The 24,913-nt window shown below is 61.3% G+C and carries 22 protein-coding genes; 13 read left to right on the forward strand and 9 right to left on the reverse strand.

The annotated features are described in order from the left end of the window. Positions 1-14: 14 nt before the first annotated feature. Entirely contained in the window at positions 15-1,208 is a 1,194-nt protein-coding gene (locus I6L33_RS19085; protein WP_216973122.1) for an efflux RND transporter periplasmic adaptor subunit, read from the reverse strand. A 143-nt stretch (positions 1,209-1,351) separates the two neighbouring features. Between I6L33_RS19085 and I6L33_RS19090 the strand changes: the two genes are divergently transcribed. The 3 genes from I6L33_RS19090 (at position 1,352) to I6L33_RS19100 (ending at position 4,108) form a co-directional block, all read left to right on the forward strand. Then, complete coding sequence (locus I6L33_RS19090; protein WP_041203640.1) at positions 1,352-1,993, forward strand: TetR family transcriptional regulator; 642 nt, start codon at positions 1,352-1,354, stop codon at positions 1,991-1,993. Between the two features lie 237 nt (positions 1,994-2,230). After that, positions 2,231-2,734, forward strand: a complete 504-nt coding sequence (locus I6L33_RS19095; RefSeq protein WP_216974150.1) for a bifunctional 2-polyprenyl-6-hydroxyphenol methylase/3-demethylubiquinol 3-O-methyltransferase UbiG — start codon at positions 2,231-2,233, stop codon at positions 2,732-2,734. 195 nt (positions 2,735-2,929) lie between these two features. Next, on the forward strand, positions 2,930-4,108 hold the full coding sequence (locus I6L33_RS19100; RefSeq protein WP_216973123.1) for a dicarboxylate/amino acid:cation symporter: 1,179 nt from the start codon (positions 2,930-2,932) through the stop codon (positions 4,106-4,108). A 66-nt stretch (positions 4,109-4,174) separates the two neighbouring features. Here I6L33_RS19100 and tesB read toward each other — a convergent pair whose 3' ends face one another. The 6 genes from tesB to I6L33_RS19130 all read right to left on the reverse strand — a co-directional run bounded on the left by tesB (position 4,175) and on the right by I6L33_RS19130 (position 9,408). Next, positions 4,175-5,038, reverse strand: coding sequence for an acyl-CoA thioesterase II (gene tesB, locus I6L33_RS19105; RefSeq protein ID WP_216973124.1), 864 nt, complete (start codon positions 5,036-5,038; stop codon positions 4,175-4,177). Positions 5,039-5,239: 201 nt separating this feature from the next. Further along, positions 5,240-6,163: a 23S rRNA pseudouridine(2605) synthase RluB gene (gene rluB, locus I6L33_RS19110; protein WP_005302885.1), complete on the reverse strand. Its 924-nt coding sequence runs from the start codon at positions 6,161-6,163 to the stop codon at positions 5,240-5,242. Continuing rightward, positions 6,156-6,752, reverse strand: coding sequence for an SMC-Scp complex subunit ScpB (scpB, locus tag I6L33_RS19115; protein WP_017780785.1), 597 nt, complete (start codon positions 6,750-6,752; stop codon positions 6,156-6,158). The genes rluB and scpB overlap by 8 nt, the downstream gene beginning before the upstream one ends. 32 nt (positions 6,753-6,784) lie before the next feature. After that, positions 6,785-7,720, reverse strand: a complete 936-nt coding sequence (locus tag I6L33_RS19120) for a ScpA family protein (RefSeq protein WP_216973125.1) — start codon at positions 7,718-7,720, stop codon at positions 6,785-6,787. Further along, a complete protein-coding gene (locus I6L33_RS19125; RefSeq protein ID WP_005302891.1) occupies positions 7,668-8,288 on the reverse strand; it encodes an L-threonylcarbamoyladenylate synthase in 621 nt (206 codons plus the stop codon). The genes I6L33_RS19120 and I6L33_RS19125 overlap by 53 nt, the downstream gene beginning before the upstream one ends. Positions 8,289-8,526: 238 nt before the next feature. Next, positions 8,527-9,408 (reverse strand): PHP domain-containing protein, encoded by an 882-nt coding sequence (locus I6L33_RS19130; RefSeq protein ID WP_216973126.1) that lies wholly within the window; start codon positions 9,406-9,408, stop codon positions 8,527-8,529. A gap of 437 nt (positions 9,409-9,845) precedes the next feature. Between I6L33_RS19130 and I6L33_RS19135 the strand changes: the two genes are divergently transcribed. From I6L33_RS19135 to I6L33_RS19175, 9 genes are all read left to right on the forward strand, one after another. Next, on the forward strand, positions 9,846-11,480 hold the full coding sequence (locus I6L33_RS19135) for an anthranilate synthase component 1 (protein ID WP_216973127.1): 1,635 nt from the start codon (positions 9,846-9,848) through the stop codon (positions 11,478-11,480). Further along, the gene (locus I6L33_RS19140; protein ID WP_076360037.1) at positions 11,473-12,087 is read left to right on the forward strand and encodes an aminodeoxychorismate/anthranilate synthase component II; all 615 of its coding nucleotides are present in this window, start codon (positions 11,473-11,475) and stop codon (positions 12,085-12,087) included. Before I6L33_RS19135 ends, I6L33_RS19140 begins: the two co-directional genes overlap by 8 nt. Before the next feature lie 10 nt (positions 12,088-12,097). Further along, positions 12,098-13,111: an anthranilate phosphoribosyltransferase gene (gene trpD / locus I6L33_RS19145; protein WP_216973128.1), complete on the forward strand. Its 1,014-nt coding sequence runs from the start codon at positions 12,098-12,100 to the stop codon at positions 13,109-13,111. After that, the gene (trpCF, locus tag I6L33_RS19150) at positions 13,111-14,619 is read left to right on the forward strand and encodes a bifunctional indole-3-glycerol-phosphate synthase TrpC/phosphoribosylanthranilate isomerase TrpF (RefSeq protein ID WP_216973129.1); all 1,509 of its coding nucleotides are present in this window, start codon (positions 13,111-13,113) and stop codon (positions 14,617-14,619) included. The genes trpD and trpCF overlap by 1 nt, the downstream gene beginning before the upstream one ends. 76 nt (positions 14,620-14,695) lie before the next feature. Continuing rightward, positions 14,696-15,889 carry a tryptophan synthase subunit beta gene (trpB, locus tag I6L33_RS19155; protein WP_005347359.1) on the forward strand — a complete coding sequence of 398 codons (1,194 nt, stop codon included), beginning with the start codon at positions 14,696-14,698 and terminating at the stop codon, positions 15,887-15,889. Continuing rightward, the gene (gene trpA, locus I6L33_RS19160) at positions 15,886-16,692 is read left to right on the forward strand and encodes a tryptophan synthase subunit alpha (RefSeq protein ID WP_216973130.1); all 807 of its coding nucleotides are present in this window, start codon (positions 15,886-15,888) and stop codon (positions 16,690-16,692) included. The genes trpB and trpA overlap by 4 nt, the downstream gene beginning before the upstream one ends. 950 nt (positions 16,693-17,642) lie before the next feature. Continuing rightward, on the forward strand, positions 17,643-19,823 hold the full coding sequence (locus tag I6L33_RS19165; RefSeq protein WP_216973131.1) for a tetratricopeptide repeat protein: 2,181 nt from the start codon (positions 17,643-17,645) through the stop codon (positions 19,821-19,823). A gap of 264 nt (positions 19,824-20,087) precedes the next feature. After that, complete coding sequence (locus tag I6L33_RS19170) at positions 20,088-20,330, forward strand: DUF3297 family protein (protein WP_005302916.1); 243 nt, start codon at positions 20,088-20,090, stop codon at positions 20,328-20,330. A 197-nt stretch (positions 20,331-20,527) separates the two neighbouring features. After that, positions 20,528-21,070 (forward strand): beta/gamma crystallin-related protein, encoded by a 543-nt coding sequence (locus I6L33_RS19175; protein ID WP_216973132.1) that lies wholly within the window; start codon positions 20,528-20,530, stop codon positions 21,068-21,070. 69 nt (positions 21,071-21,139) lie between these two features. On the opposite strand, the gene I6L33_RS19180 is transcribed toward I6L33_RS19175, so the two are convergent. Next, complete coding sequence (locus tag I6L33_RS19180; RefSeq protein WP_021465168.1) at positions 21,140-21,583, reverse strand: inhibitor of vertebrate lysozyme family protein; 444 nt, start codon at positions 21,581-21,583, stop codon at positions 21,140-21,142. A 181-nt stretch (positions 21,584-21,764) separates the two neighbouring features. Continuing rightward, positions 21,765-22,976, reverse strand: coding sequence for a NupC/NupG family nucleoside CNT transporter (locus tag I6L33_RS19185; protein ID WP_017765670.1), 1,212 nt, complete (start codon positions 22,974-22,976; stop codon positions 21,765-21,767). A 483-nt stretch (positions 22,977-23,459) separates the two neighbouring features. Here I6L33_RS19185 and I6L33_RS19190 point away from each other — a divergent pair, with 483 nt between their 5' ends. After that, positions 23,460-24,614, forward strand: a complete 1,155-nt coding sequence (locus tag I6L33_RS19190; RefSeq protein ID WP_216973133.1) for a YdcF family protein — start codon at positions 23,460-23,462, stop codon at positions 24,612-24,614. The last annotated feature ends 299 nt before the right edge of the window (positions 24,615-24,913 follow it).

The raw sequence follows: 24,913 nt of genomic DNA on the forward strand, positions 1-24,913 counted from the left end.
GCGACTACTCCATCCTACTTGTTGACCGGGGCATTGGCCGGCGCCTGGGCAGACGGCGCAGCGGCGCCCTGTTCAGCCGGCGCCACGACAACCCCGGGTTTTACCTTTTGCAGGCCGGCGACGATCACCCGTTCGCCCGCCTTGAGACCAGATTCCACCACCCAGTCACTGCCGACGATGCGGCCCAGCTGCACTTCACGCAGCTCCACCTTGTTGTCCGCCGTCACCACCATCACGGTGGCGCCGCCTTTCGGGGTACGGGTCACCGCGGTCTGCGGCACCAACAGCCCTTCGGCGCGCTCGCCCTCCTGCAGGGTGGCACGCATGAACATGCCGGGCAGCAGCAGCTGATGAGGGTTGGGGACGATCACCCGCAGGGTCACCATGCCGGTGGTCTCATCCACGGTCACATCGGAGAACTGCAGCGAGCCCTCTTCACCGTAGGTGGAGCCATCTTCCAGCTGGAAGCTCACCCGGGCGCCTTTTTGCTCGTCCTGGGTCAGCTTGCCGGCCGCCACCTGGCGCTTGAGGCGCAGCAGATCGGCGGTGGACTGGCGCACGTCCACATACATGGGATCGAGCTGCTGGATGGAGGTGAGGCTGTCGGCCTGCTGGGCCGTCACCAGCGCCCCCTCGGTCACCGCGGACTTGCCGATGCGACCGCTGATGGGGGCCGTGATGCGGGTGTAGGCCAGGTTGATGTTGGCACTCTGCAGCGCCGCCTTGGCGGCACCGATCTCGGCCAGCTGCTGCTTCCAGGCCGCGTCGGCGTCGTCATACTCCTGGCTGCTGATGGCCTTCACCTTCACCAGCTCGGCATAACGCTTGGCCTTGAGGCGGGCGCTCTGCTCGTTGGCCTGCGCCTTGGCCAGGTTGGCCTTGGCACTGGCGACGGCGGCCTGATAGACGGCGGGGTCGATCTGGTACAGCAGCTGACCGGTCTTGACGTCGCTGCCCTCGGTAAAGAGGCGCTTGAGAATGATGCCGCTCACCTGGGGGCGCACCTCGGCGACCCGCAGCGGGGCGCTGCGGCCAGTCAGCTCGGTGGTGAGCTGCAACGGCGCCGTGTGCAGGGTGACGACATCCACCGCGGCCGGCGGCATCGCACCGGGTCCTTGCTGGGCGGGGCCCTGTTCGCCGCAAGCGGTCAGCAGACCGCTCGCCAGCAGCGCAAGGCCGACTGAACGTGCGAGAATATGTTTATGCATGAAAAACCTGAGCCTCTGTCTATCAATGAAAAACCACAGGGTTTATAGGACCCGGTTGGTAAAATTGGAAAGATGAGGCAATATACATACATTCATAAATGTATGTAAGTGACTTTTTTTACTTTTACAAGGTGCGCAGAGAGATGGCCAGAAGAACCAAAGAAGAGGCGCAGCAGACCCGCTGCCACATCATGAGTACGGCCCTGGATCTGTTCTGCTCACAAGGCCTGGCCAAGACCAGCCTGACCGACATCGCCAGGGCCGCCGAGCTGACCCGGGGCGCCATTTACTGGCATTTCAAGAACAAGGAAGAGCTGTTCGTCTCCCTCTGGGAGGAGCTCTGCCAGCCCCTCTCCCACCAGCTCGATGCCTGCGTCTCCGAGCAGGAGCCCGACCCCCTCGGCAAGCTGCGCAGCTTCCTCAAGGGGGTGATCATCAAGATAAGCACCGAACCCGCCCATCAGCAGATGTTCACCATACTGTTCAACCTGGAGTCGCTGGAGGGAGAGGCCATCTCCTTGCGCGAGCACATGCGCAGCCAGTCCAACAACTTCTTCCGGGATCTGGAGATCACCCTGGGCAATGCGGTGCGCCTCGGCCAGCTGCCGCGGGAGCTGGATCTGCAGCGGGCCGCCACCCTGCTGCACTGCACCCTGGATGGCTACATCATCAACTGGCTGCACTTCCCGGATCGCATCGACTTGCGCCAGGAGGCCGACTTTGTGCTGGACAACCTGTTCGCCCTGATCGCCCAGTCCGGCGGCCCGGCCACCCGCCGCACCTGACTCACAGCCGCTCAGCACGGGTCCATTGGCCGGCGCAAATACTCTCCAGTATCCTCCCCTTCCTTTGGCGCCCCGGCGCCAAATTGGCTCAAATTTGCTATAGTCACGCCCCCAAAACTGAGTAGCGTCCCCGAAAAAGTGCCCGCCATGTCCCGTTCGTCTCCCCATTGCCCGCCGATGTCCCTTGCCACCCCCTCAGCCGACCCACTGTCCGTCGCGCGTCAGCAGTTTCTGGCCTTGCTCCATTGTGGTGCCCATCTGCTGGAGGCGGGCTGCGGCGAAGGCGACGATCTCTGCTTCTTTCGCCAGCAGGGGCTGGTGGTGACGGCCTTCGATGCCCGCCTGGCACAGGCCAGGGTAGCCTCGCGGCGCAGCGGCCAGCCGGTGCGGGTCTGCCGCATCGATCAGCTGCGCAGCGTGGTGCCCTATGACGGCATCTGGGCGCGCGGGGCATTGCCGCTGCTCGCGGCCAGCGAGCTCAGCGAGGCGCTGGCGCACCTGGCTGGCCTGCTCAAGCCTGCCGGGCCGCTCTACTGCGCCTTTCCCCACCCCAGTGGCCAGCCTGCCTCCAGCGACGGCACCCCTGAGGCCGCCCCTCCCTTAGCCGAAGATCGCCTCTCCCGACTCGATGAGGAGGGGCTGCGCCGGCACATCGCCCCGCTGCCGCTGCAACTGCAGCAGTGCTGGGAGAGCGAGCAGACGGATGGCCGCTGGCTGCACGCCCTGCTGCTTCGCAGCTGAAGGGCCGCACCAAATTAATCACCCGCGACACTCCGCGATAACCTGGCCAGTGGCTATCACCACCACGATCACATTTAACAATATTTAACTCGACATTAACGCACCTACGACAGACATGATGCGGATTTTGTGTTAAAAAGCGGCATTAAAATCAAAATTAAATAACAAATCAGACACTAACACCTGGATTTACTTATGAAACTTGTCCTCAAACTGGTTGCCGGCATCCTCGCCGGTCTCTTGCTCGGTCTCTACGCCCCTGAATGGGTCGCACGCGTGCTGTTTACGGCCAAGACAGTCATAGGTCAGCTGATCACCTTCACCATTCCGCTCATCATCCTCTTCTTCATCATGAGCGGCATCGCCAGCCTGCCGAAGAACTCCGGCAAGCTGCTGGGCAAGACGGTCGCCCTCTCCTACTGCTCCACCATACTGGCGGGGCTGTTCGCCTTTACCGTGGCCAGCAACCTGATCCCGCGTCTGACCAGCGCCGCCGAGTCCACCGCCGAGAGCGCCATCAAGCTCACCTCCTACATCAATCTGGAGATCCCGCCGCTGTTCGGGGTGATGTCGGCACTGGCCGCCGCCTTCGTGTTCGGCATCGGCATCAGCGCCACCCAGGCCACCGATCTGCGCCGGGTCGCCGATCAGGGCCGCGACATCATCGACCGCCTGCTGGCCAAGGTGATCATCCCGCTGCTGCCGTTCTACATCGCCGGCGTCTTCGTCGAGATGACGGTGGAAGGCACCGTCTTCGCCACCCTGAAGACCTTCGGCGTGGTGCTGGTGATGGCCATCATCATGCACTGGCTCTGGCTCTCCGTGCTGTTCGTCGGCACCGGTCTGGCCCTGGGCCGCTCCCCGGCCCAGCTGATCAAGAACATGCTGCCGGCCTACTTCACCGCCCTTGGCACCATGTCCAGCGCCGCCACCATCCCGGTCGCCCTGCAGGCCAGCAAGAACAACGGCGTGAGCGCCGGCATCGCCAACTTCACCGTGCCGCTGTGCGCCACCATTCACCTGTGTGGCTCCACCATCACCCTGGTGACCTGCGCCACCGCCGTGATGTTCCTCTCCGAGCATCTGGCCATTCCGGGCATCGGCACCATGCTGCCCTTCATCATGATGCTGGGTGTCATCATGATTGCCGCCCCGGGTGCCCCGGGTGGTGGCGTCATGTCCGCACTGGGCCTGCTCACCTCCATGCTGGGGTTCGGTGAGGCCTCCATCGCCCTGATGATCGCCCTCTACCTGGCCCAGGACAGCTTCGGTACCGCCTGCAACGTCACCGGCGACGGCGTCATCGCCCTGTGGGCCGATCGTTTCGCCCAGAGCGACGAGCCAGCGCTCAGCGCCGAGCAGGACGCGGCCTGATAGAGCAAGACGACCATAAAAAAACGGGAGCCATTGGCTCCCGTTTTTTTATGGTCGTAGCGGCACTCACCCGCGGCGGCGGATCACCCCCTCCTGGGCCGTGCTGGCCACCAGCACCCCATCGCGGGTGAAGAACTGGCCGCGCACCAGGCCACGACCGGCGCTGGCGCTCGGGCTGTCCACCACGTAGAGCAGCCAGTCGTCCAGCCGGAAGTCCCGGTGGAACCACATGGAGTGGTCTATGGTGGCCACCTGCATGTCCGGCTCCCAGTACGACACCCCGTGGGGCTGCAGGGCGGTGAACAGGAAGTGGAAGTCGGAGGCGTAGGCCAGCAGGTATTTGTGCACCCGCTGATCGTTCGGCATCTGACCATTGGCCTTAAACCAGACGTGGCGCACCGGCTCGTGCACGTCGGGGCGGATCGGGTCGACCAGGGTCACCGGGCGAATTTCGATGGGCTTCTCGCACATGATCTTGTCGCGCAGGGCGGGCGGGATCTGCTGCTCGTAGGGGCGCACCAGCTCCAGCTCGCTCTTGAGCTGCTCGGGGGGCGTGATCCCCGCCGGCATGGCGATCTGGTGTTCAAACCCCTCGGCCTCGACCTGGAAGGAGGCGTTGAGATAGAAGATGGGCTTGCCGCCCTGAATGGCTTTGACCCGGCGGGTGGAGACGGTCTGACCGTCGCGGATGTTCTCCACGTCGTAGACGATGGGACGGTTGGCATCGCCGGGGCGCAGGAAGTAGGAGTGGAAGCTGTGCACCTGGCGATCGCTGGCCACCGTCTGCTTGGCGGCTGACAAAGCCTGCCCCATTACCTGTCCGCCAAACACGGCCCGCAGACCGAGATCCTGGCTCTGGCCCCGAAACAGGCCCTCCTCGATTTTTTCGAGCGCCAGCAACGCCAGCAGCTCATCAAGTACCTTGCTCATTATTATCTCCTGTGTCAGTGCCGGAAGGCTAACAAGCCCGCCCCCGCCGGGCAACCACCCCGGCCCCCGCCAGCCGCCTGCCTGGCCCCATTAATTCAGCAATCATGCACATTGAACAATAACGGACGCAGCAGGCGCCAACGAAAAGGCCCGCCGAAGAGGCGGGCCTTGAATGGTGCGACCTGACGGCCGACGCGGCGCTTACTTGCTGCCGGTGCCGGAGTTGCGGGTCGAGGCTTGCGGCTTGCGACGGGCGGTCGTGGCACGGGCGCGCGGCTCCTTGCCCTGCATCTCCTTGTGGCGCTTGACGGCGCGACGGATCTGGGCGGCCTGCTTGTGGCGGCTGGCCTTGCCATCCTGCTGCAGATCGACCTTGGACTCGGTCTCCGGCGGCAGGTTGACCAGGCCGCGCAGGTAGTTCACCTCGGGCAGTTTGAGCTCCTGCCAGCCGCCGCGCGGGATGCCGCGATCCAGCTTGACGTCGCCGTAGCGAATACGCATCAGGCGGCTCACCTGCACTTCCTGGGACTCCCACAGGCGGCGCACTTCACGGTTGCGACCCTCGGTCAGGGTAACGTTGAACCACTGGTTCAGACCCTCGCCGCCGGCCGGCTTGATCTTGTTGAACTTGGCCATGCCATCTTCCAGCTGCACGCCCTTGCGCAGGCGCTGCAGCATGGCTTCGGTGATCTCGCCAAACACACGCACCGCGTATTCCCGCTCCACTTCGTGGCTCGGGTGCATCAGGCGGTTGGCCAGCTCACCGTCGGTGGTGAACAGCAACAGACCTGAGGTGTTGACGTCGAGGCGGCCGACCGCGATCCAGCGGGCCCCTTCCATCTTGGGCAGACGATCAAACACGGTGGGACGACCTTCCGGATCGTGACGGGTACACATCTCCCCTTCCGGCTTGTGGTAAGCCAGCACGCGGCAGATCACTTCCTCTGCGGCGCGGGTCTTGACCTGGTGACCATCCACCCGGATCACGGCGTTCACTTCGACGCGATCCCCCAGCGTGGCGACCTTGCCATCCACGCTGACCCGACCTGCGGTGATCAGGGCCTCCATCTCACGACGGGAGCCGTGACCCGCGCGGGCCAACACTTTTTGCAGTTTTTCACTCATCGGGGTTACCTGATTGTTGATCGCTGCCCGTCTCTGCCAACGTCAGAGTGGACAACGAGGGTTGCAGTTCGGGATCAAGCTCGGGGAGCTGCTCCAGACTCTGCAGATTAAAATAATCCAGAAATTCTCGGGTGGTGGCGAGCAGCTCCGGGCGACCCACCACCTCCTTGTGACCTATGCTGCGCACCCAGCCACGTTCTTTCAGGGTATTCACTATCTGGCTCGAGACCGCCACCCCACGGATGGCTTCGATCTCGGCCCGGGTGATGGGCTGACGATAGGCGATCAACGTCAGCGTCTCCATCACGGCGCGCGAATAGCGCGGGGCCCGCTCGCTCCAGAGCCTCGAGAGCTCCTCGGCGTACTCCTGGCGGGCCTGAAAGCGCCAGCCGGAGGCGACCTCCTTGAGCTCCACCCCCCGCTCGCTGTAATCCTGTTTGAGCTCGGCCAGCAGCAGCTGCACGTAGCGGCTGGTGACCGGGTAGTCCGCCAGCACGCTGCTCTTGAGCTCGCTGACGTTGAGCGGACGCCCGGCAACGAACAGCGCCGCTTCGATCAGCGTCTTGAGTCGTTCAGCCGGCAGCGCCATGGTTCGCTCCTCGCATTATCGGCCGCAGCCGTTCAGTGGGCAGCGCCACGCTCGCTCTCCTCATGCTGGCCGGCCAGGGCAAAGTGAATGGGCCCCAGGGGTTCCGCCTGCAGGATCCAGATCAGTTGCTCCTTGCAGAGCTCCAGCAAGGCCAGAAACGTCACCAACACCCCCATGCGCCCCTCTTCGGCACGCAGCACCTGCTCCAGGCGCAGGGTCTGGCCCAGCGAGAGCATGGCGAGGATCTCCGCCATGCGCACCCGGGTCGGGATCTGCTCGCGGCGGATCTGGTGATGTTCAAAATGAGTCGCGCGTTTTACCACACTTTGCATGTAAAGGGCGAGCTCAACCAGCGAAACATCGGGCGCCAGTGGTTTGAGATCGCCAAAATCCGGCGCCATGGCGCTGGCGACAAAGATCTCCCGCTCCAGCCGCGGCAACTCGTTGACCCGCTCAGCCCCCACCTTGTAGCGCTCGTACTCCTGCAGCCGGCGGATGAGGGTGACGCGGGGGTCTTCCCCCTCCTCTTCGTCCTCCAGCTCCGGCGCCTTGGGCAGCAGCATGCGGGATTTGATCTCCGCCAACCAAGCCGCCATCAGCAGGTACTCGGCTGCCAGCTCCAGATTGAGCCCCTGCATCAGCTCCACGTACTCCATGTACTGGGCGGTGATCTGCAGGATCGGCAGGTTGAGGATGTCGAGCTGCTGGCGCCGGATGAGGTAGAGCAAGAGATCGAGCGGCCCCTCGAAGGTATCGAGAAACACCTCCAGCGCATCGGGCGGGATGAACAAGTCCTGGGGCAGCTCGTGATAGGGCTGCCCCAGCACCCGGGCAATGGGAGAGAGCGCCGACGGCGCCCCCTCGCCAGCCCCGGCGGGCGGCTGGGCGGGCGGCTGGGCGGCCGGTTCAACCGTATCACTCAAACGGGGTCGGATCCCCGGCACCGCGCCGACGCAGCACGGGTTCATCGTCGGAGAAGTCCACCACTGTGGTGGGCTGCTCGCCCAGATAACCGCCGTTGACCACCAGATCCAGCTGTTTGCCCAGCTTGTCGAAGATCTCCTCCGGGTCAAACTCCGCCATGTCAGATTCCGGCAGGATCAGGGTGGTGGAGAGCAGCGGCTCACCGAGGGCCTCCAGCAGCGCCTGGGCAATCTTGTTGTCCGGTACCCGGATGCCGATGCTCTTCTTCTTCTCGTTCATCAGGCGGCGCGGCACCTCCTTGGTGGCCTTGAAGATGAAGGTGTAGGGGCCGGGGGTGTTGTTCTTGATCAGGCGAAACGCACTGTTGTCCACCTTGGCATAGGTGGAGATCTCGGAGAGATCGCGGCACACCAGGGTGAAGTCGTGGTTGGGATCGATGCGGCGGATGCGGCAGATGCGCTCCAGCGCGCCCTTGTCACCCATCTGGCAACCCAGCGCATAACCCGAATCGGTGGGATAGACGATGACGCCGCCATTCTGGATGATCTGCACCGCCTGGCTGATCAGACGGGCCTGGGGGTTTTCCGGGTGTACGTAAAAGTGCTGACTCATGACTCGTTCTCGCAATGGGGGCAGCAATCTCTGCCCGCTTGATGGCCGCGAAGCCGGGCTTCACGACACTACCTTACTCTGTTTGGCGCCCGTTGGCGCACTGCAACTCCGGGGCGGTTACCGACTCGCCAGCAACTCTGCGTGTTGCTCAGTGGTAAGCCCGAAGTAACCGGGATACGCCAGCCATAAATATGGCCATACCCTCTTGTCCGGTGTGTTCCCTATTTCGCAAATGCTGTTACCGGCTCGCCAGCAACTCTGCGTGTTGCTCGGTGGTAAGCCCAAAGTGGCCGGGATACGCCAACCATATCGGCATCCCCTCCTTGGGCAACCAGAGGTGGCGCCCCAGCTCGGTCCAGTTGGAGGGGAAGTGAAAATCCGATCCCACCGAGATATAGAGGTCGTGCTCTTTGGCCCACTGGCCAAGATTCGCCCTCTCCTGGGGGCTCTGCTGGGGCAGCGAGACCTCCATGGCATCGCCACCGGCCGCCTTGAAGGCCACCAGCAGCCGCTTGATCCACTTGGCGGTGAGATCGTAGCGGCTCGGGTGGGCCAGCACAGCCAGGCCACCGGCGCCGTGAATGGCGCTGATCGCCTCGCCCATCTCGGGCCACTCTGCCGGCACATAGCCCTTGTTGCCCCGGCTCAGGTACTTTTTGAATACCTTCTGCATGTTGTCGGCCACCCCGCGCGCCACCAGCACCCGGGCAAAGTGGGCCCGGGTCACGGCTGCGTCGCCAGCAAGCTGCTTGGCCTCTTCATAGGTGCCGGGAATGAGACACTTCTCCAGACGACGCCCTATTTCCTGGGCGCGTGCTTCGCGGCGAGCCTGTTGGCCGACCAAAAAATCGGTGAGCGCCACATTTTTTTCATCCACCCCCAGCGCCACGATATGGATCTCGTGATGCTCCCAGCCGGTGGAGATCTCGACCCCGCTCACCAGCCGCAGCGGCAGTTGCTCGTTCTCTATGGTGCGGCGCACCTCATCAATCCCGGCAAGGGTATCGTGGTCAGTAACTGCTAACACCTCGACCTGTTTTTCGGCGGCGCGGCGCACCAGTTCGGCGGGGCTCAGCACCCCATCCGAGGCCGTGGTATGGCAGTGTAGATCGAATCTCATCAGATTATTCCGCTCTCGTGGTCAGGTCACCATGGGTACACATTCGGTGAAAGAAGGCTAAAAAGCGACTTGACTTGGCCGCGGCTTTATCGTTTTCTGTAGGCACTTCATTGCAAACATCTTTTTACAGGACTTTATCATGCAAACGACTTCCATCCTGACCATCTGGTGGTGGCACACTCCCTGACATGCGGGCGTGTGGTCGTTGCTGTACCTGTAAATCTGACAGCAAATAAAGAACCCAAAGAAAAAGCCCGCTGACCCCAGCGGGCTTTTTTATTATCCGGCAAATGGACCTGTGATGAAACCGAGAATTCAGACAAGCAAGCTGACCTGGCGATGGCGCCCCTGAACCAGCCACCCCGGACCCATTAAATTTTCAAGGAATTCAACGTCATGAACATCGGTAAACAGCATCACACGCGAGGGAACGCACTATGACAGCCAGCCATCGCCTTCCTCTGGGTGAATTCGATACCCTCACCCTCAACGCCCCCTATGTGGCCGATCCGCTGGCACTCTACAGCGAGCTCTGCCAGGGTCGCCCCAACAACCTGCTGCTTGAATCGGTGGAGATCGACTCCAAGGCGGGCAAACAGAGCCTGCTGCTGGTGGACGCCTGCCTGCGCATCGAGTGCCGGGGCCGCACCGTGCGGGTGCGCAGCCTCAACGACAACGGCGCCCAGCTGCAGAGCCTGCTGGCCGAACGCCTGCCCGCCGCCGTTGCCCAGAGCCTGGTGGCCGGCGAACTGCAGCTCGACTTCCCGGCTTCTGATCGGGAGCAGGACGAAGACAGCCGTCTCAAGGGGATCAGCGTGCTGGACGTGCTACGCACCCTGCAGCGAGAGCTTGATTGCCAGCTCGGCAAAGAGGCGCTGTTTATGGCGGGCAGCTTCGCCTACGACCTCATCGCCTCCTTTGAAGATCTGCCCGAGGTGCCGGAGGGGAGCAACGACTGCCCCGACTACTGCTTCTACGTGGCCGAGACCCTGATCACCATCGACCACATTGCGCGCTCCACTGCGCTGCTCGCCTGCATCTTTGGCGGCGACAGCGACGAGAGCCGGGTGGAAGACAGATACCACCGCCTGAGCGAGCGCCTCGCCCAGTTCAAGCACGCCTGCCAGCAAGCCCCCGCGCAGGCTCCGGCCACCCCGGCCCTTGCCGGCGGCATGAGCGTGGACAAGAGCGACAAGCAGTTCTGCGCCGAGGTGGAGAAGCTCAAGGGCTTTATCCGCCGCGGCGACATCTTCCAGGTGGTGCCGTCCCGCTGCTTCTCCCTGCCCTGCCCGAACCCCTTGGCCGCCTATCGCCGCCTCAAGCAGACCAACCCCAGCCCCTACATGTTCTACGTGCAGGATGAGGGCTTCACCCTGTTTGGCGCTTCGCCGGAGAGCGCGGTGAAATTCTGCGCCGCCAGCCGCGACGTGGAGATGTATCCCATCGCCGGTACCCGCCGCCGCGGCTTCAACCCCGATGGCAGCATCAACCGGGATCTCGATGGCCGCATCGAGCTGGAGCTGCGTCAGGACGAGAAAGAGGTGGCCGAACACCTGATGCTGGTGGATCTGGGCCGCAACGACATCGCCCGCATCTCGGAGCCGGGTACCCGCTACGTCAAGGAGCTGCTGAAAGTGGATCGCTACAGCCACGTGATGCACCTGGTCTCCAAGGTGGTCGGCACCTTGCGCGCCGACCTTGACGCCCTGCACGCCTATCAGGCCTGCATGAACATGGGCACCCTGACCGGCGCCCCCAAGATCCGCGCCAGCGAGCTTATTCGCATGGTGGAAGGCAAGCGCCGCGGCAGCTACGGCGGCGCGGTGGGTTATCTGAACGGCGCAGGCGAGATGGATACCTGCATCGTCATCCGTTCGGCCTTCGTCAAAGAGGGCGTGGCCCATGTGCAGGCCGGCGCCGGCGTGGTCTATGACTCCAAACCCCAGGCCGAGGCGGACGAGACCCGCGCCAAGGCGGCGGCCGTGCTGGCCGCCATCGCCGCCAGCCATGGCACCTCCCTGCAAGCATTGAGCGCCCAGCAGGAACAACACAAGGACGTGAGTCATGACTAACATCTTCCTGCTCGATAACTTCGACTCCTTTACCTACAACCTGGTGGATCAGTTCCGCTCCCTCGGTTATCCGGTGCGGATCTACCGCAACAGCCTGCCGGCGAGCCGCATCATGAGCGAAATCGCCGCCTGCGAAGGGGACGCCGTGCTGGTGCTCTCGCCGGGGCCGGGTGCCCCCCATGAGGCGGGTTGCCTCATCGACCTTATCAAGCTGGCCCGCGGTCAGGTGCCCATCCTCGGTATCTGCCTCGGTCATCAGGCTCTGTGCGAAGCCTACGGCGGCACCGTCGGCGCGGCGGGCGAAATCGTCCACGGCAAGCGTTCCCTGATTGAGCACAACGGCCACGGCGCCTTCGCGGGGCTGCAAAGCCCCTTGCCGGTGGCCCGCTACCACTCGCTGGTCGCCACCTATGTGCCGGAAGAGCTGACGGTGATTGCCCACTATCAGGGCATGCCCATGGCCATCGAGCAGCAGGATGAGCGGGTGCTGGGCTTCCAGTTCCACCCGGAATCCATCATGACCTCGGAAGGGGCCCGTCTGCTGACTCAGGCGCTCGCCCATATCACCCGTCCAGAAAGCATTTTTTCGACACGCGGCGCGCGGTAAGGAGACCAACATGCATCATCATCTCAACACCCTCTATCAGGGTCAGTCTCTGAACCGTGAAAGTACCCGCGACGCCTTCGGCCAGGTGGTACGTGGCGAAGTGGATCCCATAGTGCTGGCAAGCCTGCTGACCGCCCTCAAGATCAAGGGGGAGACCCCGGAGGAGATCGCCGGCGCCGCCGAGGCGCTGCTGGCAGAAGCGCGCGACTTCCCGCGTCCGGATTACGAGTTCTGCGATATCGTCGGCACCGGTGGCGATGGCCTCAACACCATCAACGTCTCCACCACCTCGGCGCTGGTCGCCGCCGCCTGCGGCCTGAAAGTGGCCAAGCACGGCAACCGCTCGGTCTCGAGCAAGTCGGGTTCGAGCGATCTGCTGGACAAGATGGGCATCAAGCTCGATATGAGCCCGGCGCAGGCGCGCCATTGCCTTGACGAGCTCGGCATCTGCTTCCTGTTCGCCCCCCAGTACCACGCCGGGGTGCGCCACGCCATGCCGGTTCGCCAGGCCCTCAAGACCCGCACCCTGTTCAATGTGCTGGGGCCGCTTATCAACCCGGCTCGCCCCACCTATCAGCTGATGGGGGTCTATGCCCCGGAGCTGGTGCGCCCCATCGCAGAAACCCTGCTGGCACTGGGGCTGAAAACCGGTATGGTGGTGCACGGCGCAGGCCTTGACGAGATTGCCATCCACGGCCCGACCCAGGTGGCCCAGATCCGTGACGGCGAGATCCGCGAATTTCTGTTAACCCCGGCTGACTTTGGTCTCGAGACCTATCCGGTCAGCGCCATTCAGGGCGGAGAGCCGGAAGAGAACCGCGCCATCACCGCCGCCATTCTGGAAGGGCGTGGCACCCCGGCCCACAACGCAGCCATCGCCGCCAACGTGGCACCGCTGCTGCTGATGGCAGGCAAGGCGAAGGATCTCAAGAGCGCGGCCGCCCAGGTGCTGGCGGTGCTGGCGAGCGGCAAGACGGCGGAGCTCGCCGCTCGGCTGGCCACCCTGAGTCATCAGGAGGCATGATGTCAGCCACCATGTCGCATAACAGTCATTCAGAACGCCCGCAGGGCAATAGCCAGCTTCGCAAGGATAACGAGATGTCAGACCTTATTGCCCCCCATGCTTTTCTGAACATGGCCTCCATCAGTCAGACCATTCTCGGCAAAATCGTGGCGGCCAAGCAGGAGTGGGTTGCCGCCCGCAAGCTGGCCCAGCCGCTGGAGAGCTTCCAGAACACGTTGACCCCCAGCGATCGGGATTTCGTCGGGGCGCTCAAGGCGGGCTCCACCCGCTTCATTCTGGAGTGCAAGAAGGCCTCCCCCTCTAAGGGCTTGATCCGCGACGATTTCAGCCCGGAGGCCATCGCCGACATCTATGGCAAATACGCCACTGCCATCTCGGTGCTGACCGACGAGAAGTTCTTTCAGGGGGATTTTGCTTATCTAAGCCGGGTGCGCAGTCGCGTCAGCCAGCCGGTGCTCTGCAAGGATTTCATGATTGACCCCTATCAGGTCTATCTGGCCCGCCACTATCAGGCGGACGCCATCCTGCTGATGCTCTCGGTGCTCACCGACGAGGGCTATCGCGCCCTGTTCGCCGTCGCCAAGGAGCTGGGCCTTGGCGTGCTCACCGAGGTGAGCAACGAGGAGGAGCTGACCCGCGCCATCGCGCTGGGGGCGCCGGTGATTGGCATCAACAACCGGGACCTGCGGGATTTGAGCGTCGACCTCGCCCGCACCAAACAGCTGGCCAAAGACATTCCAAGCGATCGGGTAGTGATCAGCGAGTCCGGCATCAACCACCGCGCTCAGGTGGCGGATCTGCGCCACCATGCCAAGGGCTTCCTGGTGGGCTCTTCCCTGATGGCCGAGCCGGATCTGGAGGCGGCGGTACGCAAGCTGGTACTGGGCCAGAACAAGGTGTGCGGCCTGACCCGCGCCGAGGACGCCGCCGCCGCCCATCAGGCGGGCGCGGTATTCGGGGGTCTTATCTTTGTGGCCAAAAGCCCGCGTTATGTGGACATTCCCGCCGCCCGAGCCGTGATGGCGGGCGCGCCGCTCGCCTATGTGGGGGTATTTCGCAACGCCCAGCCAGCCACCATCGTAAAAACGGTGGAGGCGCTGGGGCTCGCCGCGGTGCAGCTGCACGGGGATGAAGATGCCGCCTATATCGAGGGGCTGCGCGCGCTGCTGCCGGCTGGCTGCCAGATCTGGAAAGCCGTAGGCGTCTCTCTCGGCAAAGAAAGCGGCGAGCCGCTGCCCGCCCTCGACTATCCGGCCGATCGGCTGCTGTTGGATACGAAAGTGGGCAGCCAGAGCGGCGGTACCGGTCAGGCGTTCGACTGGGCCCTGCTGGCCCATCTCGATAAAGCCAAGCTGATGCTGGCGGGCGGCCTTAATCCCGACAACGCCCTGCAGGCGGCGCAAGTGGGCTGCCTCGGCCTTGATTTCAACTCCGGGGTGGAGAGTGCCCCGGGCCAGAAGGATGCGCACAAGATTGCAGCCGCCTTCGGCGCTCTGCGCCAACTGTGAAAAAGCGCTGCGAACCCGCTAAACACATGCACCAAATGAATGAATTGCTTAAGCCTATAAATACAAGGAATAGTCTATGACCCTGCTCAACCCGTTTTTCGGTGAATTTGGTGGCATGTATGTGCCCCAAATCCTTATCCCGGCCCTGCTCCAGCTGGAGAAAGCCTTTGTCGATGCCAAGGATGATCCGGCCTTTATCGCCGAGTTTCAGTCCCTGCTGACCGAGTATGCCGGTCGCCCGACCCCGCTCACCCTGACTCGCAATCTGACCAAGGGCACCAAGACCCGCCTCTATCTGAAGCGTGAAGATCTGCTGCACGGCGGCGCCCACAAGACCAACCAAGTGCTGGGTCAGGCGCTGCTGGCCAAGCGGATGGGCAAGAGCGAGATCATCGCCGAGACCGGCGCCGGTCAACACGGCGTGGCCACTGCGCTGGCTTGCGCCCTGCTCGGCCTCAAGTGCAGGGTCTATATGGGCGCCAAGGATTGCGAGCGCCAGAAACCGAACGTATTTCGCATGAAGCTGATGGGCGCCACCGTCATTCCGGTGCACTCCGGCTCCAGCACCCTGAAAGATGCCTGCAACGAGGCGCTGCGCGACTGGGCCGCCAACTACGAGTCGGCCCACTACCTGCTCGGCACCGCCGCCGGTCCGCACCCCTTCCCCACTATCGTGCGGGAGTTCCAGAAGATGATCGGCGAAGAGGCTAAAGCCCAGTGCTTCGAGAAAGAAGAGCGCTTGCCCGATGCGGTGATCGCCTGCGTCGGCGGTGGGTCGAACGCCATCGGCATGTTTGCCGACTTTATTGATGAGCCGTCAGTGCGCCTCATCGGCGTCGAGCCGGGTGGTCACGGCATCGAGAGCGGCGAGCACGGTGCGCCGCTGGGTCACGGTAGCAAGGGGGTCTTCTTTGGCATGCACTCCTACCTGATGCAAGACAATCAGGGCCAAATTCAGGAGTCCTACTCCGTTTCTGCGGGGCTGGATTTCCCCTCCGTCGGCCCGCAGCACGCCCATCTGGCCGCCATCGGCCGCGCCGAGTACCCCTCGGTGACCGACAAGGAGGCGCTGGACGCCTTCCAGGAGCTGGCCAAATCCGAAGGCATCATCCCGGCGCTGGAGTCCTCCCACGCGCTGGCCCACGCCCTCAAGATGGCCCGCAGTGAACCGGAGAAAGAGCAGGTGCTCATCGTCAACCTCTCCGGCCGTGGCGACAAAGATATCTTCACCGTTGCTGACATTTTCGAGAAAGAAGGAACCTTGTCATGAACCGTTACGCACAACTCTTCTCCCGTCTGGATGAAACCAATCAGGGCGCCTTTGTGCCGTTCGTGATGCTGGGTGACCCCACCCCCGAATTGTCGCTGGCCATCGTCGATGCGCTGGTCGCAGGGGGCGCCGATGCCCTCGAGCTCGGCATTCCCTTCTCCGATCCGGTAGCGGATGGCCCCACCATTCAGGGCGCAGCCCTGCGCGCCTTTGCCAGCCACACCACCCCGGACGACTGTTTCGAGCTGCTCGGCCGCATCCGCGCCAAGCACCCGCAGCTGCCCATTGGCCTGCTGGTCTACGCCAACCTGGTCTATGTGCGCAAAATCGATGGCTTCTACGAGAAGTGCCAGCAGGCTGGCGTGGATTCGGTGCTGGTCGCCGACGTGCCGGTGCAGATGTGCGCCCCCTACAAGGCGGCCGCCGACAAGTTTGGCATCGACAGCATCTTTATCGCCCCGCCCAATGGCGATGCCGAGACCCTGAAACAGGTGGCGGAGCTCGGCAATGGTTACACCTATCTGGTGAGCCGCGCCGGTGTGACCGGTGCCGAGACCAAGGCCGGCATGCCGGTGGAAGGGCTGATCAATACCCTGCGCGAGTTCAACGCCCCCCCCGCCCTGCTCGGCTTTGGCATCAGCGAACCTGCTCAGGTGCGTGAAGCCATCACCGCTGGCGCCGCAGGTGCCATCTCCGGCTCCGCCGTGGTGAAGATCATCGAGACCCACCACCAGAACCCGGAACATATGCTGACTCGTCTGAAAGAGTTTGTGGAAGGGATGAAGGCCGCGACCAATCGATAAGGGACGGCATGAGCCACATGCCATTGGCCATGTCTGCAAAAAGGGAGCCTGATAGGCTCCCTTTCTATTTCCTGCTTGTTGCCGCTCCCAGCATCATCTTTGTCCCCTCTCCCCTTGGGAGAGGGTCAGGGTGAGGGAACCCATAATCACCCGGCGTTATCGAATCGTAGGTTCGAATAGCGAAGCGTATTCGGACGTTCGCGGATTGAATGTGATAGCGTGGCTTTGCCACGCAGTGGAACACCGTAGGGTGCAATAAGCGCAGCGCATTGCACCGCAAGAAATCGTCTGTTCCACGACGACAGACTCTCGCCGGATTCCCGAACCAGCGGTTAGCCCCTTGATGCGGCTTCGCCGCATGGAACGCGAGTGCTCTGCCCTCGACGGGGTTTCGCCCGCCCTTCGGGCGTGGGCGAGTGACTTTTCTTTGCGTGGCCAAAGAAAAGTCACCAAAAGAAAGGCCACCCCCGCTTATTCGCCCGACTGACGTCGGGTACCTTCGTCTCCCCCTCTTGTCCAACGGCACGCGCCGATGGGCCATCCATGGCCCAGCGCCGCTCGCTCGGCATCCTGCCTCGCGGCCTGGACAAGAGGACTCGCCTCAGCGAATAAGAGGGGGATCAAAACCGTGCCAACCTGAAGCTACAGTGCAACAGTGGACAAGCCCCCTCTCCCCTTGGGAGAGGGCTGGGGTGAGGGTATTTCCGCACTCTCTACCAGCCCTGAGCCCACTGACAGCAGCTGTTGCTCACTAATTGATTGAGCCAGCTCAGATTTCTACCAACTATCTCTTTCCATGTCTCGATCCGGCCCCTTATGATAGCCACATAACAATCCATCTCTCGAAAGAGCGCTGTGAAAGCGATTGCTGGTAAATGCAGCAAGGTATGACTCAGTTTGTAGAGGGTTCGCTATATGACAGCGCATAATTAAAACAAGGCTTTAGTAAAATGGATAAGATGCCACCACAATATAATATATCTGACTTAGCTGAATTTATGCGTAAAGCTAAGGATAACAATAAGCCATTTGTATTCTTCACCGGGGCGGGTTGTTCTTTTACAGCAGGGATTCCACTAGCAAAGAAACTAATCGCAGAAATGCATCAACGTTTTAAGACTGAGCTTAAGTTGCTAGTGGGGGCTGATCGCGAAGACTACGGCAAGTGCATGGCGCAGATTGGACGCGATGATCGTAGAAGATTTCTAAAAAGTTATATTGACGAGTCAAAAATCAATTGGGCTCATATTGCCTTAGCGTGTTTACTGCGGGAAGGCTATATTGGCCGCGTTCTGACTTTTAATTTTGATAATCTATTGGCGCGTAGCTGTGGCCTATTGGGCTTGTATCCCGCAACTTACGATTTCACTGCCGCCAATTTAAACCTATACCATTTAATTGATAACCCTGCGGTTGTTCATCTGCACGGACAAAGTCACGGCTTCGCCCAGCTTAATTCCGATGAAGAAACTGCGTCTCATGCAGCGCAATTGAGCCAGTTTGTTTGCGCCACACTGAATGAATCACCAGCGTTATTTATTGGTTACAGCGGGCAGGCAGATGCTTTCTTTCCGCAGATTAAAAATCATTTTTCAGGTCAACATAGAATTTTTTGGGTCGATATGGCGGAACAAGCACCTGCACATATTGCTGACTCTATCTTACAAACAAGCTTAGCGCACTATATGCGTTGTGCTGATGGGGCAGATTTATTTTTGATCGAACTGGCTCAGCAGCTAGATTGTTTTCCACCAATGATCTTTACTGATCCATTCGCTCACTTACTCGATGAGCTAAAAGCTGTCACCACCTATCCGCAGAATGATGAAAATAATGAGAACAATGAGAGTAATGAGAGTAATGAGAGTAATGAATCTTACGGTGATCGTTCTGCATCAACATCGGTTCAAGATATTTTGAATGGGCTACGGCAACGCCTAAAGGAAGCACAACAACGAGAACATGAGACACGGCATCCAAACTATCTTGGATTGTATTTACAGGGTAAATATCAGGACATTATCACATCCTCTGAATCGCTCGGAGCATTGGAAATTGTTGATCAAGTCTGGGTTGCTAGAGCTTATTTGAATAGGGCACTCAAGCAAACTGATCCGGAGCAGGAAATCGAGATGTATGACGCGCTAATCGAGCGTTTTGGCACAAACGATGTGGTAGAAGTTCAAAAACAAATGGCTACGGCACTGCTCAACAAAGGCATCGCGCTAGGTCAGCTGGATCGTTCAGAAGACGGAATAACAGTGTATGACGAGCTAATCCAACGTTTTGGCACAAGCGATGTGCCAGCACTGCAAGAGCTGGTGACTAAGGCACTGATCAACAAAGGCGTCAGGTTAGGTCAGCTGGATCGTTCAGAAGAAGAAATCACAGTGTATGACGAGCTGATCCAGCGTTTTGGCACAAGCGATGTGCCAGCACTGCAAGAACGAGTGGCTAAGGCGTTGATCAATAAAGGCATCACGCTAGGTCAGCTGGATCGTTCAGAAGAGGAAATTACAGTGTATGACGAGCTAATCCAACGTTTTGGCACAAGTGACGAGACCGCGCTGCAAGAACGAGTGACTAAGGCTCTGCTCAATAAAGGCTTCACGCTAGGTCAGCTGGGTCGTTCAGAAGAAGAAATCACAGTGTATAACGAGCTAATCCAGCGCTTTGGCACAAGTGATGTGGCAGAGCTGCAAGAGCACGTAGCTCTGGCACTCGTCAATAGAGGCATCACGCTAGGTCAGCTGGATCGTTCAGAAGAGGCAATCACTATGTATGACGAGCTAATCCAGCGTTTTGGTACAAGCGATACGCCAGCAATACAAGAACAAGTGGCTAAGGCACTGCTCAACAAAGGCGTCAGGTTAGGTCAGCTTGGTCGTTCAGAAGAAGAAATCACAGTGTATGACGAGCTAATCCAGCATTTTGGCGCAAGCGATGAAGCAGCACTGCAAGAACGAGTAGCTAAGGCTCTACTCTACAAGGGCATCACACTAGGTCAGCTGGGGCGTACAGAAGAAGCTACAACTACATATAACGAGCTAATCCAGCGTTTTGGTACAAGCGATGTGCCAGCAGTACAAGAGCAAGTAGCTAAGGCACCGCGTAACAAAGGGCTGGACTAAATATGGGAAAATTAGGATACCTGCATCTCTGAGCAAGACGGAGCATAGCCAGCACTCAAAAAGGTGGGTGTACCAGTATGGGACTTTGGTTGAATGCCGGTATGCTTTTTATCGCACTGGCCGCTACCGTCTATAAAAAGACAGAGCCTCGCTCCCCCTGATCAGGCTTCCGCACATATTCCCTTACTGAAACTGGGCCAACCTTGAGCCCATGACGGGCATTGCCTACAATGACCCACTTTTTATCACACTCAGGTAAATAAAATGAGCGACAACAAACCGGCCCTGCCCGACCGCCTGGCGGCCAACCCGCGCAGCCCGCACCATGTGGCGGAGTGCTTCCAGCACGAGATCGGCATTCGCGTGAACGGCAAGGAGCGCACCAATGTCGAGGAGTACTGCATCAGCGAAGGTTGGGTTAAGATCCCCTCCCCCAAGGCCAAGGATCGCTACGGCAACCCCATGCTGATCACCGTCAAGGGCACCGTCGAGGCTTTCTACGCCTAAGCCGCCCTGACCGCGCGTCCCGTCGGGCCCGCCGCCATGCTGTTCAGAACACCGGCCTTACGCCGGTGTTCTGCTTTGGGCCCTGCATTTTTACGTCGATGGCGGGCAAAGAGTGTCGCAGCGGGCGCCGCTCTCTCTTGCATCGGGGCGGCGTCTCGGCAATCCTTGCCGCCCCTTGAACTGGCAAGATCTCATCCATGAACAAGCTGTTTGTCCTGCTGGCGCTGTTGACCCTGAGCACAGCGGTCCGCGCCGATATCCTTATCAATCCCCAGATCGTGGTGAACGGCCAGAGCCAGGGTGGCGGGCTCATCCACATCTGTACCCTGACCCCCTTCAACAGCGTCTATGCCGATGCGGGGCGCAGCGAGTGGCTGGCGCGCCAGAAGGTGAGCCGCCGCTGCCAGCAGGGCCAGGGCAACAACAGCCTGTTTTGCGAGACGGCCAAGGCGAGCTGCCTGACAACCCGATTGGACGAAGGGGACGACGCCAGCACCCTGCTGGTGTTCGACGGCGCCCATCAGAGCGGCGACTCCCTGCGCATCGACCGGGATATTGCGGATCTCGGCCGCTACGGCTTTGCCAACCGCATCTCCTCCTTCACCGTGCCAGATGGCTGGGTGGTGCGTTTCTTCGAGGAGACCGACTTTCGCGGCGGCTACTACACCCGCAAGGGCGGCGAGCAGGAGGCGACCGACTTCAACAACCGCATCCGCTCGGTGCGGATCCTGAGCCGCTAGCGCCTGGCCACATCACCTCTTCGCCATAAAAAAACCTCTGCCCAGGCAGAGGTTTTTGCTTTTTGATGCTTACTGCCAGTTGGGGTCGGCCTCAACCTGCTTCATCAGGGCGGCCTGCATCCCCTTGTCCGGCTGGCCGAGCCAGGTGTAGCGGGCGAACTTGGACGGGGTTTCGCGGGCGGCGTCGCTATCTGGCAGGTCGATCAGCACGCCCCATACCCGTTTGGCCTTGGCATCCACCAGCAGTTGCATGTAGTGGCTGGCGCAGTCGTGAGGTTTGCAGACCGAGCCGCTCTGATACGGGGTGCCGGCCACGGCTTCGAGCGGGGAGCTGGTGCCATTGCCGCTGCGCACCCACTTGGGCAGGTTCTTGATGCCCTGGGTCGCCTTGGCCCAGGGGGCCTTGAAGTCCGCCGACAGCAGCAGATCAGAGGTATAGGTGGCGGCGGCAAACGCCGGCGCGGCGCCGGCCAGCAGCAGGGAGAGCGCCAATGCGCGCGAGAAACGGGTCATGGTGTGATTCCTTGTTATATGAATGCCTGAACAGGCGCGGGCTGGCCGCGCGCCATCACGCTACCGCCTGCGCCCGCCCCTGTCGAGCCCATGCCGTGCCAAAGCGTCAGTGGCTGGCGCCAGATGGACGACACCCCGCCGCGCCAGTGGCGAGACGGGGTGTGCATGGGGCAAGGGTCGCTTAGCCGAGGGAGGCGAACAGCCCCGCCAGGGTGGCGCTCATCAGGTTGGCCAGGGTCGCCGCCAGCACCGCCTTGAAGCCGAGGCTCGCCACGTCGTGGCGGCGCTCCGGCGCCATGGTGCCGATGGAGCCAAGCTGCACCGCAATGGAGCCCAGGTTGGCAAAACCGCACAGCGCGAAGGTGATGATGATCTGGGTATGGGCGCTGAGATCCTGCTTGATGTTGGCAAAGTCCAGGTAGGCGACGAACTCGTTCATGATCACTTTCTGGCCGATCAAGGAGCCTGCCGCCATCATCTCGCTGGCCGGCACGCCGATGAGCCAGGCCACCGGGGCAAACAGGTAACCCAGCAGCTGCTGCAGGGAGAGATCGGCCCAGCCGAACCACTCGCCCACCGTGGTGAGACCGGCGTTGATCATGGTGATGACGCTGACAAAGGCCAGCAGGATAGTGCCGATGGCCACCGCGATCTTCATGCCGCTCATGGCGCCACCCGCCAGGGCGTCGATGGCATTGCTGTAGTCGCTCTTGTCGAGGGTGATCTCGGCCTGATCGTTCACCTGCTGCTGCTCAGGCACCAGGAGCTTGGCCATCAAGAGGCCACCCGGCGCCGCCATAAAGGAGGCGGCAATCAGGTATTTCAGATCCACACCGAGCCCGGCGTAGCCACCGAGCACAGAGCCAGCCACCGAGGCCATGCCGCAGGTCATCACCGCAAAGAGCTCGGAGCGGGTCATGCCAGCCAGGAAGGGGCGGATCAGCAGCGGGGATTCCCCTTGCGAGAGGAAGATGTTGCCGGTGGCCACCAGGGATTCGGCGCGGCTGGTGCCGAGCAGGCGGTGAATGCCGCCCCCCAGCACCCGGATCACCCACTGCATGATGCCGAAGTGATAGAGCACCGCGATCAGCGCGCTGATGAAGATCACCAGCGGCAGCACCCGCACGGCGAAGATGAAGCCGTTGCTGGCCAGATCACCAAACACGAAGCGGATGCCGCTGTCGGCAAAGCCGAGCAGGGCGGAGACGCCGTTGCTCATGGCGCCGAGCATGATTTGACCGGGGGGGAAGTAGAGCACCAGGGCGGCAAAGCCGGTTTGCAGGGCGAGGGCCCCCAGCACGGTCCGCCAGCGGATGGCACGGCGGTTTTCACTGGCCAGCCAGGCGATAAACATCAGGGCCAGCATACCGACCAGACTCAATAACAGCGTCATCTTGCACCTATGAAGAGAGAAGTTTCATACGGCAAGTCTGCAGACAGGCATCGCAGGGAGCGGGCGGGAGAGGTGCCGACCCCGCGACACGCAGACCACAAACCTACAGGTTAGTGGCGGGTCCCATCCTGGGGTCATTCACGTTCCGGGTGACAGCGAGTATCGGGTGACGCCAACCAGAACGCAGGGAGCCGCGCGCCAGGTGGCAGGTCGGGCGGCGATGGTACAGTGATCGCCGTCACAGAAAAAGCGGTAAAACGATTGGCACCGTCAACTTTTTCACGGCCAAGGTCCCTTTCGCCGAAAACGCGGCAGGATTGCGCCACAACTGAGCCACTTCACAGGAAAACCACACCTTGCTCCCCCCGAATAGGGCAACCCCCCCCCCCCTTCCCCGGATAACCGAAGCGGTTCACGTTTTTTCACGCCCCAACGCGGTACACTGACCAATCACCAAGTTTATGTTTTTATTGAAAAAGCCCCATGGTCCTGGAATGGCCTGGAGCCATCAACCTTCGGTGGAACGCCATCATGATGAAAAGAACCGCGATTGCCCTGACGCTGGCCGGCCTGCTGACACTGCCTGCCGTGCTCCCTTCCGAAGCCTGGGCTGCCCCGGTACGCTCCCTGCAAAAGGAGCAGAATTACGACCAGTACATCAGCAAGCGCCAGGTGGTGGATCAGCTGCTGGCGGACGCCTGGCAGATCTTCAAATCACCCGCCCGCATCTCCACCGCCGGCTTCACCGCCAAGATGCCCAGCAACATGGAGCAGGTCACCGAGCTGCTGCTGCAGGCCTACCAGCTCGAGCCCTATCGCACCGACCTACTCATCTCGGCGGCCAACGCCCAGATCTACAATGGCAACGTGGACAAGGCCATCGGCCTGTTCGAGCAGGCCCTCAGCACCGCGCCCGATGACATCGACCTGCTGAGCTACCTCGCCACCTGGCAGACCTTCAAGCACAACGAGACCGCCGCCAAGGGGTATCAGAGCAAGCTGGCGATCCTCAATCCCGGCCGGGCCGCCGACCTGCAGCGCATCTTCGACACGGTCGAGCGCGTTGTCGCCACCCCGCTCAAGGAGCAGGGTGAGCGCTCACCCAAGCCGGGCAACCGGGCCATCGTCACCCTGGGTTATGCCCTCAATCCCGATGGCTCCATGCACGACATCCTGCTGGGCCGGCTGGAAACCACCCGGGCGCTGGCCAAGGCCAACCCGGCGGCCCTCATCATCCTGACCGGCGGCGTGCCCCAGCACCGTCAGACCGAGGGCAAGCTGATGGCCGACTGGCTGGTGAAAAAGGGGATCGACCGCTCCCGCATCATCGAGGAGAACTACGCCACCAGCACGGTGGAGAACGCCCTCTACAGCGGCTATGCCCTCGCCCGCCACCAGATCGAATACGCCACCCTGGTGAGCTCCGCCAGCCATGTGCGCCGGGGCCAAGCATTGCTTGAGATCGCCTGCTGGCAGAGCGGGCCGGCCGGGATCCGGATAGACAGCGTCAGCTATCCCGACAAACCACTCTCCGAGCTTGCCAAGGTGAGCGACAGCGAGCTGCTCGGCATCTACCGCGACGCCCTGCGCACCTACGGGCTCTGGAGCTACCGCTCCGCCCCCCTGCTGGAGCGTTGAGTTCAGGCACGCCGCGCTCGCCCGGCCCGTTGCCAACGCGCGTCTTACCTCAGCGGCATCCCCTGCCCCATACCAACCCGCCCAACCGGCGGGTTTTATTTTATCCGCCCAGCAAGCCGGTTCGATATTCAATAAATGGGCAAGCATTGCCATATCTGAATAGTCTTGCCGATATTTTCAGCATTTTTTCAGCACCCATTGCCAACCATCAAATATCGACTTGCCATATTGAGATATATGAATAAACGGATTTAATTGCCGTTCTTTTTCTAAGAACCATATTTCATCAGCCATATATT

Source organism: Aeromonas sp. FDAARGOS 1403 (assembly GCF_019047325.1).
GTDB classification, from domain to species: domain Bacteria; phylum Pseudomonadota; class Gammaproteobacteria; order Enterobacterales; family Aeromonadaceae; genus Aeromonas; species Aeromonas dhakensis.

Coding starts and splice junctions, on each gene's coding strand:
- I6L33_RS19125 (WP_005302891.1), bottom strand. CDS start 8,288: ATGAGTCAGCACTTTTACGTACACCCGGAAAACCCCCAGGCCCGTCTG.
- I6L33_RS19185 (WP_017765670.1), bottom strand. CDS start 22,976: ATGACGCTGTTATTGAGTCTGGTCGGTATGCTGGCCCTGATGTTTATC.
- scpB (WP_017780785.1), bottom strand. CDS start 6,752: ATGGCGCTGCCGGCTGAACGACTCAAGACGCTGATCGAAGCGGCGCTG.
- I6L33_RS19170 (WP_005302916.1), top strand. CDS start 20,088: ATGAGCGACAACAAACCGGCCCTGCCCGACCGCCTGGCGGCCAACCCG.
- I6L33_RS19085 (WP_216973122.1), bottom strand. CDS start 1,208: ATGCATAAACATATTCTCGCACGTTCAGTCGGCCTTGCGCTGCTGGCG.
- trpCF (WP_216973129.1), top strand. CDS start 13,111: ATGTCAGCCACCATGTCGCATAACAGTCATTCAGAACGCCCGCAGGGC.
- tesB (WP_216973124.1), bottom strand. CDS start 5,038: ATGAGCAAGGTACTTGATGAGCTGCTGGCGTTGCTGGCGCTCGAAAAA.
- I6L33_RS19140 (WP_076360037.1), top strand. CDS start 11,473: ATGACTAACATCTTCCTGCTCGATAACTTCGACTCCTTTACCTACAAC.
- trpA (WP_216973130.1), top strand. CDS start 15,886: ATGAACCGTTACGCACAACTCTTCTCCCGTCTGGATGAAACCAATCAG.
- I6L33_RS19130 (WP_216973126.1), bottom strand. CDS start 9,408: ATGAGATTCGATCTACACTGCCATACCACGGCCTCGGATGGGGTGCTG.
- I6L33_RS19190 (WP_216973133.1), top strand. CDS start 23,460: ATGGTCCTGGAATGGCCTGGAGCCATCAACCTTCGGTGGAACGCCATC.
- I6L33_RS19120 (WP_216973125.1), bottom strand. CDS start 7,720: ATGAACCCGTGCTGCGTCGGCGCGGTGCCGGGGATCCGACCCCGTTTG.
- I6L33_RS19135 (WP_216973127.1), top strand. CDS start 9,846: ATGACAGCCAGCCATCGCCTTCCTCTGGGTGAATTCGATACCCTCACC.
- trpD (WP_216973128.1), top strand. CDS start 12,098: ATGCATCATCATCTCAACACCCTCTATCAGGGTCAGTCTCTGAACCGT.
- I6L33_RS19180 (WP_021465168.1), bottom strand. CDS start 21,583: ATGACCCGTTTCTCGCGCGCATTGGCGCTCTCCCTGCTGCTGGCCGGC.
- I6L33_RS19100 (WP_216973123.1), top strand. CDS start 2,930: ATGAAACTTGTCCTCAAACTGGTTGCCGGCATCCTCGCCGGTCTCTTG.
- trpB (WP_005347359.1), top strand. CDS start 14,696: ATGACCCTGCTCAACCCGTTTTTCGGTGAATTTGGTGGCATGTATGTG.
- I6L33_RS19165 (WP_216973131.1), top strand. CDS start 17,643: ATGGATAAGATGCCACCACAATATAATATATCTGACTTAGCTGAATTT.
- rluB (WP_005302885.1), bottom strand. CDS start 6,163: ATGAGTGAAAAACTGCAAAAAGTGTTGGCCCGCGCGGGTCACGGCTCC.
- I6L33_RS19090 (WP_041203640.1), top strand. CDS start 1,352: ATGGCCAGAAGAACCAAAGAAGAGGCGCAGCAGACCCGCTGCCACATC.
- I6L33_RS19175 (WP_216973132.1), top strand. CDS start 20,528: ATGAACAAGCTGTTTGTCCTGCTGGCGCTGTTGACCCTGAGCACAGCG.